The sequence below is a fragment of the Streptomyces montanus genome (assembly GCF_005786655.1).
GTDB classification, from domain to species: domain Bacteria; phylum Actinomycetota; class Actinomycetes; order Streptomycetales; family Streptomycetaceae; genus Streptomyces; species Streptomyces sporangiiformans.
This window is the reverse complement of sequence record NZ_VBZC01000080.1, coordinates 23286-38396: the sequence shown is the minus strand read 5'-3', so window position 1 is coordinate 38396 and position 15111 is coordinate 23286. Positions and strand designations below refer to the sequence as shown.

13 protein-coding genes and 1 pseudogene are annotated in these 15111 nt (G+C 70.4%); 6 read left to right on the top strand and 8 right to left on the bottom strand.

Annotated elements, in window-relative coordinates:
* The coding region (locus FE633_RS42005) for an SUKH-4 family immunity protein (RefSeq protein WP_171060345.1) at positions 1-1331 on the top strand (1331 nt) is incomplete at its 5' end.
* Positions 1332-1583: 252 nt separating this feature from the next.
* Positions 1584-2471, top strand: coding sequence for a cellulose-binding protein (locus FE633_RS42000; protein ID WP_138050436.1), 888 nt, complete (start codon positions 1584-1586; stop codon positions 2469-2471).
* Between the two features lie 76 nt (positions 2472-2547).
* On the opposite strand, the gene FE633_RS41995 is transcribed toward FE633_RS42000, so the two are convergent.
* From FE633_RS41995 to FE633_RS41980, 4 genes are all read right to left on the bottom strand, one after another.
* The gene (locus FE633_RS41995; RefSeq protein WP_138050435.1) at positions 2548-4155 is read right to left on the bottom strand and encodes a sodium/solute symporter; all 1608 of its coding nucleotides are present in this window, start codon (positions 4153-4155) and stop codon (positions 2548-2550) included.
* Entirely contained in the window at positions 4152-4601 is a 450-nt protein-coding gene (locus FE633_RS41990) for a DUF485 domain-containing protein (protein WP_138050434.1), read from the bottom strand. The genes FE633_RS41995 and FE633_RS41990 overlap by 4 nt, the downstream gene beginning before the upstream one ends.
* 172 nt (positions 4602-4773) lie before the next feature.
* Positions 4774-4998 carry a DUF397 domain-containing protein gene (locus FE633_RS41985; RefSeq protein WP_138050433.1) on the bottom strand — a complete coding sequence of 75 codons (225 nt, stop codon included), beginning with the start codon at positions 4996-4998 and terminating at the stop codon, positions 4774-4776.
* Positions 4970-5809 carry a helix-turn-helix domain-containing protein gene (locus FE633_RS41980; protein WP_138050432.1) on the bottom strand — a complete coding sequence of 280 codons (840 nt, stop codon included), beginning with the start codon at positions 5807-5809 and terminating at the stop codon, positions 4970-4972. Before FE633_RS41980 ends, FE633_RS41985 begins: the two co-directional genes overlap by 29 nt.
* A 320-nt stretch (positions 5810-6129) precedes the next feature.
* Between FE633_RS41980 and FE633_RS41975 the strand changes: the two genes are divergently transcribed.
* On the top strand, positions 6130-6516 hold the full coding sequence (locus FE633_RS41975) for an NUDIX hydrolase (RefSeq protein WP_138050431.1): 387 nt from the start codon (positions 6130-6132) through the stop codon (positions 6514-6516).
* Positions 6517-6541: 25 nt separating this feature from the next.
* Here FE633_RS41975 and FE633_RS41970 read toward each other — a convergent pair.
* The 3 genes and pseudogenes from FE633_RS41970 to FE633_RS41960 form a co-directional block, all read right to left on the bottom strand.
* A pseudogene (locus FE633_RS41970) lies at positions 6542-7063 on the bottom strand (DUF4037 domain-containing protein); the annotation flags it as partial.
* Between the two features lie 102 nt (positions 7064-7165).
* Positions 7166-7828, bottom strand: a complete 663-nt coding sequence (locus FE633_RS41965; protein ID WP_138050429.1) for a response regulator — start codon at positions 7826-7828, stop codon at positions 7166-7168.
* The gene (locus FE633_RS41960; RefSeq protein ID WP_138050428.1) at positions 7825-8952 is read right to left on the bottom strand and encodes a sensor histidine kinase; all 1128 of its coding nucleotides are present in this window, start codon (positions 8950-8952) and stop codon (positions 7825-7827) included. Before FE633_RS41960 ends, FE633_RS41965 begins: the two co-directional genes overlap by 4 nt.
* Before the next feature lie 251 nt (positions 8953-9203).
* Here FE633_RS41960 and FE633_RS41955 point away from each other — a divergent pair, with 251 nt between their 5' ends.
* Entirely contained in the window at positions 9204-9650 is a 447-nt protein-coding gene (locus FE633_RS41955) for a DUF6223 family protein (protein WP_138050427.1), read from the top strand.
* 7 nt (positions 9651-9657) lie between these two features.
* On the opposite strand, the gene FE633_RS41950 is transcribed toward FE633_RS41955, so the two are convergent.
* The gene (locus FE633_RS41950; RefSeq protein WP_484422056.1) at positions 9658-11184 is read right to left on the bottom strand and encodes an MFS transporter; all 1527 of its coding nucleotides are present in this window, start codon (positions 11182-11184) and stop codon (positions 9658-9660) included.
* Between the two features lie 408 nt (positions 11185-11592).
* Here FE633_RS41950 and FE633_RS41945 point away from each other — a divergent pair, with 408 nt between their 5' ends.
* Together FE633_RS41945 and FE633_RS41940 are read left to right on the top strand one after the other, a co-directional pair.
* Positions 11593-12381 carry an ABC transporter ATP-binding protein gene (locus FE633_RS41945; protein WP_138050425.1) on the top strand — a complete coding sequence of 263 codons (789 nt, stop codon included), beginning with the start codon at positions 11593-11595 and terminating at the stop codon, positions 12379-12381.
* Positions 12378-14951, top strand: a complete 2574-nt coding sequence (locus FE633_RS41940; RefSeq protein WP_138050424.1) for an ABC transporter permease — start codon at positions 12378-12380, stop codon at positions 14949-14951. Before FE633_RS41945 ends, FE633_RS41940 begins: the two co-directional genes overlap by 4 nt.
* Positions 14952-15111 lie beyond the last annotated feature (160 nt).

Genomic DNA, 15111 nt, shown 5'->3' with positions numbered 1-15111 from the left:
GTGCGCCTCAGCCTCCGGGCGCGCCTGGCGCTCCGGGTGCCCCCGGCGCTCCGAATCCTCCGGGTGGTACGCCCTCCGGCGGTGTCCACCACGCCGAGACGATGCTGGCCGGTCCCGGCCCCGCCGGGCCGGGCGCTCCTCCGCCGCCCCAGGCCCCCGGGATGCCGCCCGGCGCGCCCGCCGCTCCCGGGATGCCTCCGGGCGCTCCGCAGCCGATGCCGGGTCAGCCCGCGCCGGGTCAGCCCATGCCCGGCCAGGGCCCGATGCCCGGTCAGCCCATGCCGGGTCAGGGTCCCGTTCCCGGTCAGCCCATGCCCGGGCAGCAGCCTCCGGCGTACGGTTACCCGCCGCAGGGGCAGCCGACGGTCGGTCCCGGTTATCAGGCCGTACTCCGTTACCGGGCGCAGGACGGTTCCGAGCAGCAGCTGATCCGCCGTTCCGCACCGGGCACCCCGCACCCGGAGTGGCAGATCCTGCACGAGCTGCGGGCGATGAACGTGCCCCCGCAGCAGGTGCTGGAGCTGCACACGGAGTTGGAGTCGTGTGAGCTGCCGGGCGCGTACTGCGCGCGGATGATCCGGGAGAGCTGGCCGCAGGCGCGGATCACCAGCATCGCTCCGTACGGCACGGACCACGCGAGCCGTCAGCAGGGCATGGCCCAACTGCTCGCGCATCAGGGCGAGCTCCACCAGGTGGCGGACGGGCCCGCGCGGCCCGCGCCGGTGCGGGCGCCGTTGCCGCAGGTGCAGCCGGCGCCGCCGATTCCGCCCGAGGCGATCGGGCAGGAGCTGGCCGCCGCGTTCGGGCCGGGAGTCTTCCGTTTCGACCAGGGTGCGGTGTCCCGGCAGGGCGTCCCGCCGATCGTGGCGCACACCCTGGTGGTGGCCGGCCTGCCCGTCGACATGGGCCCGTTCTTCTGGGCGCAGGCGCAGCCGGGCCGCCCGGTGCCGACGCTGGCCGAGCTGGCGCAGGAACGCGGGGTGCAGCCGGCCTCGGACGCGGGCTCGTATCTGGTGATGGGCAGCGACTTCGGCAAGGCGATCTGTGTCCAGTACGGCACGGCGAACATCGTGGCCGTACCCGTCGAGGCCGGTCCGGGCGGTGCTCCCGTACCGCCGCAGTTCGTGAACACCGGGCTGCCGGAGTTCGCGCGCAGTCTGGCGCTGCTCGGCCGGATGTGGCGGCTGCGGTTCGGGCTGAACCAGGAGCAGGCGGGGCGTTGGACCGTCGACTTCCAGGCGCAGCTCGCTTCCCTCGATCCGGCGGCGCTCGGGTCGCCGGAGAGCTGGTGGTCGGTGCTGCTGGAAGAGATGTGGGACGGGTTGCTCTGACCTGTCGTTGACCTGAGATTCACTCGCCGCTCTCAGTAAGGGCCGGGCCCGGTCGGTTGACCGGGCCCGGCCCTTTTTGTGCGGGATGCATGAGATGTGCTGGTTGCGTCGGATGGCCCCGATCTCTTGGCCCTGATCCCTGACAGGATGAATGGGGCGGAGTGTCGCGTTATGAACACTTCCGTCTGATCAACCAAGATGTGCGGCAAATCGTGTCTGTTGTACGTCTCACGCCGAAGAGGGGATTCGAGGATGAGCAGCGCATCGGTGTCGCCTCAGGGCTTCGTGGTCGGACGGGGGCGTGGTTACCGTCCCGATCAGGTCGAGGAGTACGCCGAGGCACTGTCGCGGGACCGGGACGCCGCGTGGGAGCGGGCGGCTCGACTGACCGTGCTGGCCAAGGAGATGGAGGCGGAGGCGGAGCGGATGCGCGAGCTCGTGGCGGGGCTTCCCGCGCAGACGTACGAGATCCTCGGGGAGAGCGCCCGGCGGCTCTTCGAACTCGGCGTGGAGGAGGGGGCGTCGCTCCGCGAGAACGCGCGGTTGGAGGCGCGGCGCGCCGTCGAGGAGGCGGAGGCGGCGGCCGAGGGTGCGTGTGAGGCGGCGCGGGCGGAGGCCGAGGCGGTGCGTGGCGAGGCCGAGGAGCGGGCCCGGCACCGGCTGCTGGCGGCGCAGGCCGAGGCCGACGAGATGCGGGTCGCCGCGCGGCGCGAGGTGAAGGAGTGCCGGGGCGAGGCGCTCGCCGCGCTGCGTGAGATGCGGCAGCGTACGGAGGGGCTGCTGGCCGAGCAGGAGAGGGAGCATCTCGAGCGCTGGGAGGAGGCCGGACGGGCGGCCGCCGACCGGCAGGACGCGTTCGATGCGCACCATGGTCCGCTGTTGGCGCGCGCCGAGCAGGGCCTCGCCGAGGCGGAACAGGCCCTGGCGGATGCCCGCGAGACGGCTCGGCGCCGGCAGGAGCATGCGGAGGTGCAGGCTGCCGAGCTCGTCTCGGAGGCCAGTGTCATCGCGGATCGGGTCGCCCGTGAGACGGAGCGGGTGCTGCGTGAGCACAGCGAGCGGTGGGATGTCGTACGGGCCCACATGGACCACGTACGCAGCAGTCTCGCGGCGCTCACGGGCCGTGCGGCGGCGGAGTAGCGGGGGCTCGCCCCCCCCAACTCAGTCCGTCCCCAGCCCTTCCCCAGCCCTTCCCCAGCCCTTCCCCAGCCCTTCCTCAGTCCTTCCGCACCACCCCCGCCAGGATGCGCCCCTCAACCTCCTCGTACTGCTTGCGCTCCTTGTCGGCCCGGTGCCGGCCGGAGGCCACGGTGCCCAGCCAGCCGAAGGCGAAGCCGAGGGGGATGGAGAGGACGCCGGTGGTGGTGAAGGGGAACCAGGTGAAGTCGTGGTCGGGGAAGGCGGAGATGGGGGAGCCGGAAACCAGGTTGGTGCCGGTCATCAGAACGAGCGTGCTCACCGAGCCGCCGATCAGGGTGCACAGGAGGCCCGCCTTGGTGTAGCGGCGCCAGAAGAGGCCGTAGACCAGCGCGGGCGCTATCGCCGAGGCGCCGAGGCAGAAGGAGAGGGTGACGAGCGGTTGCAGGCTGCGGTGTTGGACCATCGTGGCCAGCAGGATCGTCGGGACGCCGACGGCGGCCGCGGACACCCTGGCCAGCGTCATCTCGCGGCGCGGTGACAGTTGCTTCCTGCCGTGGGCGAAGACGTCGTGCGCGAGGGAGTTGGCGCAGGCGAGGATCATGCCGGCCACGGAGGCGAGCACCGTCAGGAAGATCGCCGTGGTGACGGTGGTGAACAGCAGGGTCTCGGCGGTCGACATGTCCGTCCCGAACGCGGCACGCGAGCCCAGTAGATAGGCCGTGTTGCCCTGCGGGTCCGCCGCCATGATCGCCTCGCGCCCGAGCAGCGCCGTGGCGCCGACGCCGACGAGCGTGATGATCAGCACGAACAGGGCCACGGACGACACCGCCCAGGACATCGACCGGCGTACCTGACGGGCGCTGCCCGCGGTGTACATGCGCATGGTGATGTGGGGCAGCACACCGCCGCCGAGTACCACGGTCAGCTCTGAGGTGATCATGTCCAGCTCGGGGCTGGGGCCGCTCGAGAACTGCAGGCCCGAGGTCAGGAACGCCGGTCCCGCCCCGCTGCCCCGCGCCGCCGCGTCGAAGAGGCCGCCGAGGTCCCAGTCGAACTTGTTCAGCACGAGTACGCAGACGACCGCGCCCGAGCCGAGCAGCATCACGATCTTCAGGATCTGGATGAGAGCGGTGCCCTTCATGCCACCGATCGCCGCGTAGCTGATCATCAGCGTGCCGAGGCCTATGATGCAGCCGGTCTTCAGCGCGTCGCCGGAGAAGCCGAGGAGGAACGCCATCAGGTCGCCGGTGCCCGCGAGTTGGACGAGCATCAGCGGCAGCAGCGCGACGAGTGTCACGGCGCACGCGGCGATGCGTGCGGAGCGTCCCGGCATCCGCCGGGCCAGGACGTCGCCCATGGTGAACCGGCCCGCGTTGCGCAGGGGTTCGGCCAGCAGGAACATCAGCAGCATCAGCGAGAGGGCCGTGCTGAGGGCGAGGACGATCCCGTCGTACCCGAACAGCGCGATCACGCCGCCGGTGCCGAGTACGGTCGCGGCGGAGATGTAGTCGCCCGCGATGGCGAGGCCGTTGCGCATCGGGGACATCGAGCTGTAGCCGGTGTAGAACTCGTCGAGGTCGTCGCGGTCGGGTCCGGTCATCACACACAGCAGCAGCGTGATGGTGGCGACGACGGTGAACGCCACCAGCGACATCGACTGCGCGGAACTGCTGAACTCGGTCATCGGGCGGCCTCCCGCTTGGCGTCCAACTCCGCCTGTTTCCGTATCCGCTCGGCCACCGGGTCGACGCCCCGGCGGGCCGTGTACTCGTACAGCGCGATCGCCAGGCCCGTGACGGGCACCTGAAGGAGCCCGAGCAGCAGTCCGACGGGCAGCCCGTCGGTCACTTCCTTCGCCATGAACGACGACGCGGACGCGGACAGCACGAGGAAGAGCGTGAAGTAGCCCAGCGCGGTGAGCGTCGCCACGCGTCGCTGCCAGCGGTACGCGGTGCGCAGCACACGGAGGTCGCTGTGGTGGCCGAGCGCGGCGTACCGGGGGCGCCGCGTCGGCTCGGGGTCCGGCGCCGGCGGTGGTGCCGGTGCCGGTGCCCAGGGATAGGTGAGGTACGAGGGCGATGAGTCGTGCGGTGGTGGAACGGGGTGCGGCGAGGACGGGTCGTAGGCCATCCCGGTTCTCCTTGCGTGGCTCGGGTCCGGTGCGGACCGCAGGGAAACGGGGGTGTGGGAGCCACGCACGCTACTCGGCGGTACGGAGATGTGCGCGGCTTTTGCCAAACTGGCCGGTCGGTATGCGCTTACTTCGCTCATCCCGGCTCGGGATGCCCGGTAGTACCGGCGGCTAGTGCCCGATTCCGCCGACCGCGCCGACGAAGGCCTGCCAGGCCGGGGCCGAGAAGACGATGGCGGGGCCGGTGGGGTTCTTGCTGTCGCGGACGGGGATGTGGGAGGGGCGGGCGGCGTCGTTCACTTCTAGGCAGTTGCCGCCGCTGTCCCCGCTGTACGTCGACTTGCGCCACGCGGACAGCACCGAGGTGTCAGGGATGGTGTGCTCGCTGCGCTTCATGCTCGTAATCCTCCGCGACGGAACTGAGCAGGGCTAGGGATTTGCGGTGTGACAGGGCGTCGCCCAGCGCATGATCGTAAGCCACCTGGCATTCGCCCACCACGGCAGGAAGCTCCCAGACCCTGCCACTCTTCAAGCCTTCCACGTAGGCGACAGGTGGCAGGTCCTCGAACCACATGAGCTTGACTGGCCCCTCCAGCATGGCGTGATAACCGGCCGCAAAGGGAAGCACATGCACACGGATGCGGCGATGCTCCCCCAACTTCACGATGTGACGGAGCTGTTCGCACATCACTGCCGGGCCGCCGATGGGCCGTCTCAGCACCGTCTCATCGAGCAACGTCCACACCAGGGGCGAGTGGAAATCGTCCAGGATCCGTGCGCGTTCTAGCCGCGTGCCGAGGAGCCGGTCACGTTCGTCGTCGCTCTTGGGGGAAGCGCCGGAGCTGAGTACCTCGCGCGCGTATGCCTCGGTCTGCAGGAATCCGGGAATCAGTGTGCAGGCATACTCCCGAATCATGGTCGCCTGGCGCTCCAACTCCAGCGCCTCCGCGAAGTGTTCCGCCACCTTCCGCCCATCCAGCGTCGGCAGGAACCGTACGAAGAACCCGCCGGCCTCCAGCACCTGGTCCAACCGCCGCGCATCGTCCACATCAGGACGCCGCCGCCCCGCCTCGATGTGGGCGATATGCGTGCGCGACATCACCGCACGCTGGCTCAGCTCCTCCTGTGTGAGCCCGGCCGCCTCCCGTCTCCGCTTCAACTCCTCGCCGTATTTCTCCCGTGAACGCGGATTGTCCTCGATCGCCACCTGCGCAACTCCCTCTCGTGCGGACGCCGTTGTCACGCTCTGCTACCTACCGAGCGTACCCACGCTCACGCCACTCTGTGTCCTGATCGACACAGAGAGTGAAAGGTGGGCGGGATGGAAGTGGCGGACGAGAAGGTCCCCGGTCCGTACATCACCCTGCGGGTCTCGCGGGACAGTGGACGGACCTGGGGGCCGAAGGTGACCTACGAACCGGTGCGCGAGGCCGCGCCGATCGAGTCGCCGGGGCGCTTTCCGCCGTGTGCGTGTCCGAAGTGCTTGCCGGGTACGTGAGTTACCGGTTACCGGAGAGGAGCACATACATGGTGGTTGTGGCGGCCGCGATCGTTCAGGCGGGCCGGCTCCTGGTCGTGAGCAAGCAGGCGGCTCCTGATTTCTTCTATCTGCCGGGCGGTAAGCCCGACGCGGGCGAGGAGTCGCTGGACACGCTGACGCGGGAGCTGGACGAAGAGCTCGGGGTGCGGCCCGTGGAGCCGCGCTTCCTGGCTGTGGTCGAGGCCGTGGCTGCCTTTGAGGGCGTACCCATGAAGCTGACGGTGTTCGAGGCTCGGATCGAGGGGGTCCCCCGGCCCGCCGCCGAGCTCGCGCACATGCGGTGGGTCTCCGGCCGGGAGGGCGACCTGCGGCTCGCGCCGGCCGTCCGCGACCACGTACTGCCGCTGCTGCGAGCGAGCGGCACGCTCATGTGATGGCGGTGTCGACCCGGTCGAGCGGTACCCAAGTCCTGGCGTGCGCGTGGAGGGCGTGTACGAGAACGCCCACCGCGCGAAAGAGGCAACCGGCGGCATAGAAGGCGTCGCCGCGAGCCGCGCCCTTGCGGGCGCCGGCCAGGATGAACGGCGCCTCCCATCGCGCGTTGGCGATGAGCGCTTCGCGCAGCGGCTCGGGATAGCGGCGGGTCTGCTGCCGCAGGGCCTGAAGCTCGCCGCCGGGGTCGGCGAGGATGCGCCCGAGGGCCAGCTCGCCGACATAGGCGTGACCGTCGACGGTCAGCCAGCTCCCGCCGTCCACCCAGGGCCCCCAGCCGCCCGGCTCGGTCACCTCCACCGGCCCACCGGTCAGCTCGGCCGCGAGCAGACGCAGGGCGGCGGTGTCCAGCGGCGGGCGGTAGTACAGGCCCAGGTCGAAGTCGGAGGACGGGGAATGTGTTCCCCTCGCCCGGCTGCCTCCCAGACACACCCCGACGACGCCGCTGACTTCGGTCAGCCGATCCGCGATCTCCGCCAAGCGATCCACACCATGGAGTCTCCAGAGCCAGGGCGCCTTCCGCGACCGGATTAACGAGCGCCCGCTGCCTTCATTCACCCACTGGTGAAGCGCGCCATGGGCCCGCCGATGTCAGCGGTTGCGTGGGGTTACCAGGCCGGATTCGTAGGCGAGGACCACGAGTTGGGCACGGTCACGGGCGTGGAGCTTGGCCATGGCCCGGTTGATGTGGGTCTTCGCGGTCATCGGGGTGATCACCATGCGGTCGGCGATCTGGTCGTTGGACAGGCCCTGCGCGACCAGGGCGACGGCCTCACGTTCGCGGTTGGTCAGCTCTTTCAGCCCCGTGCCGGCACCGGTGTGGAGCGGCTGGGTGACGTACTGGTTGATCAGCTTGCGGGTGATCGACGGTGCGAGCAGGGCGTCACCACGCGCGGCGACGCGTACGGCGTGGAGCAGGTCTTCCGGCACGATGTCCTTGACGAGGAATCCTGCCGCGCCGGCGCGCAGCGCGTCGAAGACGTATTCGTCGAAGCCGTAGTTGGTCAGGATGACGACGTGTACCCCGGCCAGGGCGGGGTCGGCGGCGATGCGCCGGGTCGCCTCGATGCCGTCGACGACCGGCATCCGGATGTCGATGAGCACGATGTCGGGCAGGTGTTCCCTGGTGAGGGCCAGGCCCTCCATCCCGTCGCCGGCCTCGGCCACCACCTCGATGTCGTCCTCGAGGTCGAGGAGCGCGCGGAATCCGCTGCGCAGGAGCGGCTGGTCGTCGACCAGCAGGACACGGATCATGACGTCTGTTCCACGGGGAGTTCGGCCTGGACGGTGAAGCCTCCCTCGCCGCGCGGCTCCGCCCGCAGCCGACCACCGAGGGCGGTGACGCGTTCGCGCATCCCGAGCAGCCCGACGCCGGGCACCGGGGCGGTGTCCGGTGTGGCCTTGCCGTCGTCATCGACGCGTATCGCGAGGGTGTCCGGACGGCAGTCGATCCGGACCGACGCCGTGCCGGCGGCGGCATGCCGGGCGATGTTGGTGAGCGACTCCTGAACGATCCGGTAGGCGGTCCGGTCGACCGCGACCGGCACGTCGTGTCGTTGTCCTTCGATCGTCAGCGTCGCGTCCAGGCCGATGGAACGGGCTCGTTCCACCAGTTCCGGGATGTGGTCGAGCCCTCGCGGCGGTGTCGTGTCGTCATCGCGCAGGGCCTGCAGGGTCGCGCGGAGTTCCCGGGTCGCCTCCCGGCCGGCCTGCTGGATCGCCAGCAGGGCCTCCGGCACCTGTTCGCCGCGCTTGCGGGCCACGTGGACGGCGACTTCGGCCTGGACCTTGATGATCGAGATCTGGTGGGTGAGCGAGTCGTGCAGTTCCCGCGCGATGTGCAGCCGTTCCTCGTCGGCGCGGCGCCGCGCGGTCTCCTCCCGGGTGCGCTCGGCTTCGTCCGCCCGACGCTCGGCCTGCCGCAGCGCTTCACCCGCGGCGGCGGCCGCGATCAGCCAGGCCAGCTCGAGGGCGCCTCGGGCCTGCGCGAACGCCTCGCCCGTGTCGTGCAGGCCCGAGGCCAGGGCCGCGAGGGGGAGAACGGCCAGCATGGTGACGCTCGCCGCCACCGTGATGGTGCGATGTCCCGCCCGTACGGCTGCGTACACCGCGAAGAGGTACGCGACGGCAGGCACGTCGAAGCCGGCCGCCTGGTAACCCACCGCGCACACCCCGGTGACGGCCAGGACGGGAACGGGAGCCCGGCCGCGCGCGGCCAGCGCCAGGCCGCCGGCCACCAGGAGCGCGTAGCCGAGTGGGGCGAGGTTCGTGGCGGGGTGCTGCCCGGACAGCCCGGTGACCAGCAGCGTCGCCGCCACGCCGACGGCTATGGCCCAGTCCCTGACACCGCTCTGGACACGGGACCGTCCTGTACTCATGCGCGCACCCTAGCCGGACGTCGCCGCGGGCGAGTCCGGCTCACGGACGAGCGGCTGCCTACCGCGCACGCGGTACCTTCGCGCCGCCTGCGGCGTCCGCGGCATCCGGGTGCGCCCTCGGCGGCAGCGCGAAGAGCATGCGTCCGCGGGACGACCGGCGGTGCGCCCCGGCGACATGATCGGGCCACATCCGAACCCCGGAAACGAGACGTACGAAAGAGGCGAGGGACATGAGCTCATCAGGAGCCCTGATGTCGGTCCGACGTGTGCTTGCCGTGGCCGGAGCCGCCCTGCTCGGGGGGATCGTGCTTGCCGCACCCGCGGCCGCGCACGTCTCGGTCCAACCGGCCGCCGCCGGCGCTTACACCATGAGCGCCGGGCGACTCGGGGCTTCTGTGGCCGCCGTGCTGGGGCTGACCGGCGTGGTCATCGGCGGGCTGGCCCTGGCCCGCCCCGCCGGTCGTTTCGGCACCGGCTCCGGGCGACTCGGAGCCATCGTGGCCCTGGCAGCAGGGTTGACAGCGATGGCCTTCGGCGGCCTGGTTGTGGCCACCTCCGACGGTGGTATCGGCACCGGCAACGGGCTGGGCGGGGCCATCGTGGCCCTGGTGGTGGGGCTGATCGCCCTGGTCATCGGGGGGCTGGCTCTGGCCCGCTCCCGTCGCACCTCCGCACCGGCTGAGCGGCTCACCGGCTGACGAGGAACTAGTCGTCGGCAGGGCCCCGCAGAATCGGAAACCGTCGCGGTGCCAGCAACAGCAGGACCAGGAAGGCGAGTCCGGCCGCGCAGGCCGCGCCCAGGTAGACCGCGTGGACCGCGTCGGCGACCGCGCGGCGCAGATGCTCGTCGGAGGTGCCCGAGTCCAGGGCGCGGGTCACGCCGTCGAGGTCGCCCGCGCCGCCCAGCCGTGCGGCCAGCACCCCGTTGGCGACCGCTCCGAACAGGGCCGCGCCGATCGTCTGGCCGGTCTGGCGGCAGAACAGTATGGAGGCGGTGGCCGTGCCGCGCTCGGCCCAGTCGACGGACGACTGGACGCCGATGATCAGGGGGAGTTGGAAGAGTCCGAGCGCGCCGCCGAGCAGCAGCATGAGGAGCGCCGGCTGCCAGGGCTCACCGGGGTAGGGGAGGAAGGGGAACGCGAGCAGGATCAGCGTGGCCGTGCCGATGCCGAGCATCGCCGAGTTGCGGAAACCGATCCTGCGGTACACGTGCTGGCTGAGCGCGGCCGACACCGGCCAGCTCAACGTCCATACGGAGAGCACGAATCCGGCGGCGACGGGCGCCAGGCCGAGGACCGACTGGGCGTACGTCGGGAGGAAGACCGTCGGGGCCACCATCAGCAGACCTAGCGCGCCGAGGGCCAGGTTCACGGCCGCGATGGTGCGGCGGCGCCAGACCCAGCCGGGCATGATCGGTTCGGCGGCCCGGCGTTCGACGACCATGAGGACGGCGATCAGCGCGAGTCCCGTACCGAAGAGGGCGAGGGACGGGGGTGACAGCCAGTCCCACGCGACCCCGCCCTGCACCAGCGCCGTCAACAGGACGCCGCCGCACGCGAAGACGGTGAGCGCGCCCGCCCAGTCGATACGGGGGCGGGGGCCCGGCGTGCGCTCCGGCTCGTGCAGGTGTCGGACGATCAGCCAGAGCGCGAGCGCGCCGATCGGCACGTTGATGAGGAAGATCCAGCGCCAGTCGGCGTACGCGGCGAAAAGGCCGCCGACCGCCGGGCCCGCGATCGCCGACATCGCCCAGACCGAGGACAACTTCGCCTGGATCTTCGGGCGTTGTTCCAGTGGGTAGAGGTCGGCGGCGAGGGTCTGGACCGTGCCCTGGAGTGCGCCGCCGCCGAGGCCCTGGACGATCCGGAAGGCGATCAGTGCGGCCATGTTCCAGGCGGCGGCGCAGAGCAGGGAGCCAAGGAGGAAGAGGGCCGAGCCCACGATCAGGACCGGCTTGCGGCCGAAGGTGTCGGAGAGCTTGCCGTACACGGGCAACGTGACCGTCACGGCGAGCAGATAGCCGGAGAACAGCCAGGAGAAGACGGAGAAGCCGCCGAGGTCGCCGACGATCTGCGGGACGGCCGTCGACACGATCGTGGAGTCGAGCGCGGCCAGGCCCATGGCGAGCATGAGCGCGGCGACCACGGCACGGCGTCTGCGGGTCTCCACCCGCTTGTCGGCCGGTGCGGGCTGGACGCCGGTGTCCGGACCTTGGATGCCCTCCTGGCTCACGGGTTCCCCTGCCTCACGGGATTCCTTTCCCATTGCATCTATCTGCCGGAGCACACCATCTCACTTGACCCTCACGCTGCGGGAGGGTGGACGCTCAGTGGGCGTAAGGGGGGAGTCATCCCTGAGGCCCCCTCCACCGAGGGGTGGAGAGCCCTTAGGGGTACCTCCGTACTACGGCTCGGGGAGGGTTCGTACCGCCGGAGGACGAGACGGGGTGCGGCCGCTCCTTAGCCTGGCTTTACGCCGCTGGGGGGCGGGTCCGCTCGTACGGACCGCACCTTCGAGGGTGGGGTTTTCCCCCGGAAAAGACTGCGCTGAGCACCAGCGCGCCGGACCCCCTCCCGCCACCAGACTGATCGATGTAGCAGAACGCGCACGCCATATGTTGACCGACATAGGAGACTTACCGTGACATCGGCTGTAACCATTCCCAGGCACGGGGGCACTGGAGAGCGTACGGCCGTTGCCGCGCGGGCGCGGCAGGTCGTCAAGGCATACGGGTCCGGGGAGACCCGGGTCGTCGCTCTCGACCACGTGGACGTGGACATCGCGCGGGGCCAGTTCACCGCGATCATGGGCCCCTCGGGGTCCGGCAAGTCCACGCTCATGCACTGCCTCGCCGGCCTCGACACCGTCACCTCCGGGCAGATCTTCCTGGACGCGACGGAGATCACCGGCCTCAAGGACAAGAAGCTCACGCGGCTGCGCCGGGACCGGATCGGCTTCATCTTCCAGGCGTTCAACCTGCTGCCGACGCTGAACGCGCTGGAGAACATCACGCTGCCGATGGACATCGCGGGCCGTAAGCCGGACCGGGGCTGGCTGGACCAGGTCGTCAAGACGGTCGGCCTCAGCGACCGCCTCAAGCACCGGCCCACCCAGCTCTCCGGCGGCCAGCAGCAGCGCGTCGCCGTGGCCCGTGCCCTCGCCGCGCGCCCCGAGATCATCTTCGGCGACGAGCCGACCGGGAACCTGGACTCGCGCGCGGGAGCCGAGGTGCTGGGCTTCCTGCGCAGGTCCGTCGACGAGTTGGGCCAGACCATCGTGACGGTCACGCACGACCCGGTGGCCGCCTCGTACGCGGACCGGGTGCTGTATCTGGCCGACGGCCGCATCGTCGACGAGATGCTCCGCCCGACCGCCGAGGCCGTCCTCGACCGCATGAAGGACTTCGACGCCCGGGGGCGCACGTCATGACCGTCCTGAAGACCTCGATGCGCAACTTCTTCGCGCACAAGGGACGCATGGCACTCTCGGCCGTGGCGGTCCTGCTGTCGGTGGCCTTCGTCTGCGGGACGCTGGTGTTCACCGACACCATGAACACGACGTTCGACAAGCTCTTCGCCGCGACGTCGTCCGATGTCACGGTCCTGCCCAAGAAGGCCAAGGCCGACGACACCCCGCAGAACGGCAAGCCGGAGTCCGTGCCCGCCTCGGTCCTCGCCAAGGCCCGGACGGCGAAGGGAGTCAAGTCGGCCGAGGGCGCGGTCAGTTCGATGAACGTGACCGTCGTCAACAGCGACAACAAGAACATGGGGTCGACCACCGGCGCCCCGACCATCGCGGGCAACTGGACGAAGAACGACCTGCGTTCGATGGAGATCACCTCCGGGCACGCCCCGCGCGGGCCCACCGAGGTGATGGTCGACGCGGACACCGCCGACAAGCACCACCTCAAAATGGGTGACGAGCTGCGCACCATCGCCGTCACCGGCGACTTCAAGGCGAAGATCGTCGGTATCGCCTCCTTCAAGGTGACCAACCCCGGTGCCGCCGTCGTCTACTTCGACACCGCCACCGCGCAGCGCGAACTGCTCGGCGCCACCGGCCGGTTCACGCACATCAACCTCGCGGCCGCGCAGGGCGTGACCGATGCGCGGCTCAAGCAGAACGTCACGTCCGCGCTGGACGGCACCGGGTCGTTCAAGGTGCAGACGCAGAAGGAGAACGCGGACGAGAACCGCGAGGGCGTCGGCGAGTTCATGAACGTCATCAAGTACGCCATGCTCGGCTTCGCCGGTATCGCCTTCCTGGTCGGCGTCTTCCTGATCATCAACACCTTCTCGATGCTGGTCGCCCAGCGCACCCGCGAGATCGGCCTGATGCGGGCGATCGGCTCGTCCCGCAAGCAGGTCAACCGGTCCGTGCTCGTCGAGGCGCTGCTGCTCGGCGTCGTCGGCTCGATCCTCGGCGTCGGCGCGGGCGTCGGTATCGCCATCGGTCTGATGAAGCTCATGTCCGGCATGGGCATGAACCTCTCCACCGCCGACCTGACCGTGAAGACGACCACCCCGGTGATCGGCCTCCTCCTCGGCATCGTCGTCACCGTCCTGGCCGCCTACCTCCCGGCCCGCCGCGCGGGCAAGGTCTCCCCGATGGCCGCCCTGCGCGACGCCGGTACGCCGGCGGACGGCAAGGCGGGTCTCGTACGCGGCCTGATCGGGCTGGTCCTCACCGGCGCCGGAGCCTTCGCGCTCTACAGCGCGGCCACCGCGGACAAGGCGAAGGACGGCTCGCTCGTCCTGGGTGCCGGCGTCGTGCTCACCCTGGTCGGGTTCGTGATCGTCGGCCCGCTGCTCGCGGGCGGAGTGGTCCGCGTGATCAGCGCGGTCCTGCTGCGGGCCTTCGGCCCCGTCGGACGCATGGCCGAGCGCAACGCGCTGCGCAACCCGCGGCGCACCGGAGCGACCGGCGCCGCCCTGATGATCGGGCTCGCGCTCGTCGCCTGCCTCTCGGTGGTCGGCTCCTCCATGGTGGCCTCCGCGACCGAGGAGCTGGACAAGTCGGTCGGCGCGGACTTCATCGTCCAGTCCAACACCCAGCGGATCGTCCCGCAGGCCGCGAAGGCCATGGAGACGTCACCCGGCCTGGAGCACGTCACGAGCTACAAGGAGATCGAGGCGACGCTGACGGCTCCGGACGGCACGACCGACGACAGCGGGGTCACGGCGGCCGACCCGACCTACGCGGACGACCTGCGCCGGGCGACGACGGCGGGGGAGCTGTCGGCGGCGTACGGCAAGGACGCGATGTCGCTCGGCTCCGACTACGCCACCAAGCACGGTGTGAAGGTCGGCGACACGATGACCGTCGCCTTCAAGGGCGGCGAGACGGCGAAGCTCAAGGTCGCCGCCATCACCGACGACGACACGTCGATCGACCAGGGCGCGCGGTACCTGTCCATGGCGACGATGCGGAAGTACGTCCCCGCGAGCGAGATCCCCTCGAACACGATCATGTTCGCCAAGGCCGAGAAGGGCCAGGAGAAGGAGGCGTACGCGGCTCTGAAGAAGTCCATGGAGGCGTACCCGCAGTACCAGGTCCGTGACCAGACCGACTTCAAGCAGGAGCTCAAGGACCAGATCGGGCAGCTGCTGAACATGGTGTACGGCCTGCTGGCCCTCGCGATCATCGTGGCGGTGCTGGGCGTGGTGAACACGCTGGCCCTGTCGGTCGTCGAGCGCACCCGCGAGATCGGCCTGATCCGAGCGATCGGCCTCTCCCGCCGCCAGCTGCGCCGGATGATCCGCATGGAGTCGGTGGTGATCGCCCTGTTCGGCGCGCTGCTGGGCCTGGGCCTGGGCATGGGCTGGGGCACCACAGCCCAGAAGCTCCTCGCTCTGGAGGGCCTGAACGTCCTGGAGATCCCCTGGCCGACGATCATCGCGGTATTCGTGGGCTCGGCGTTCGTGGGTCTGTTCGCGGCACTGATCCCGGCGTTCCGGGCGGGCCGAATGAACGTACTGAACGCGATCGCCACGGAGTAGCTGCGCGGCTGCCAGGGACGGGGGGACGGGGAACGGGGGAAGACGGGGGAACGGGGGACACGGGGAACGGGGGAACGGGGAAAGCCCGGCGCCGGGGAGTTTTCGGACTCTTTGGCGCCGGGCTTCGGCGTGTGGCGTGTGGCGGGTCGCCTGCCGCCGG

What these genes read in the sequence shown, in the direction of transcription:
- FE633_RS42000 (WP_138050436.1), top strand. Translation starts at nt 1,584, where the DNA reads ATGAGCAGCGCATCGGTGTCGCCTCAGGGCTTCGTGGTCGGACGGGGG.
- FE633_RS41985 (WP_138050433.1), bottom strand. Translation starts at nt 4,998, where the DNA reads ATGAAGCGCAGCGAGCACACCATCCCTGACACCTCGGTGCTGTCCGCG.
- FE633_RS41975 (WP_138050431.1), top strand. Translation starts at nt 6,130, where the DNA reads ATGGTGGTTGTGGCGGCCGCGATCGTTCAGGCGGGCCGGCTCCTGGTC.
- FE633_RS41940 (WP_138050424.1), top strand. Translation starts at nt 12,378, where the DNA reads ATGACCGTCCTGAAGACCTCGATGCGCAACTTCTTCGCGCACAAGGGA.
- FE633_RS41960 (WP_138050428.1), bottom strand. Translation starts at nt 8,952, where the DNA reads ATGAGTACAGGACGGTCCCGTGTCCAGAGCGGTGTCAGGGACTGGGCC.
- FE633_RS41995 (WP_138050435.1), bottom strand. Translation starts at nt 4,155, where the DNA reads ATGACCGAGTTCAGCAGTTCCGCGCAGTCGATGTCGCTGGTGGCGTTC.
- FE633_RS41965 (WP_138050429.1), bottom strand. Translation starts at nt 7,828, where the DNA reads ATGATCCGTGTCCTGCTGGTCGACGACCAGCCGCTCCTGCGCAGCGGA.
- FE633_RS41990 (WP_138050434.1), bottom strand. Translation starts at nt 4,601, where the DNA reads ATGGCCTACGACCCGTCCTCGCCGCACCCCGTTCCACCACCGCACGAC.
- FE633_RS41955 (WP_138050427.1), top strand. Translation starts at nt 9,204, where the DNA reads ATGTCGGTCCGACGTGTGCTTGCCGTGGCCGGAGCCGCCCTGCTCGGG.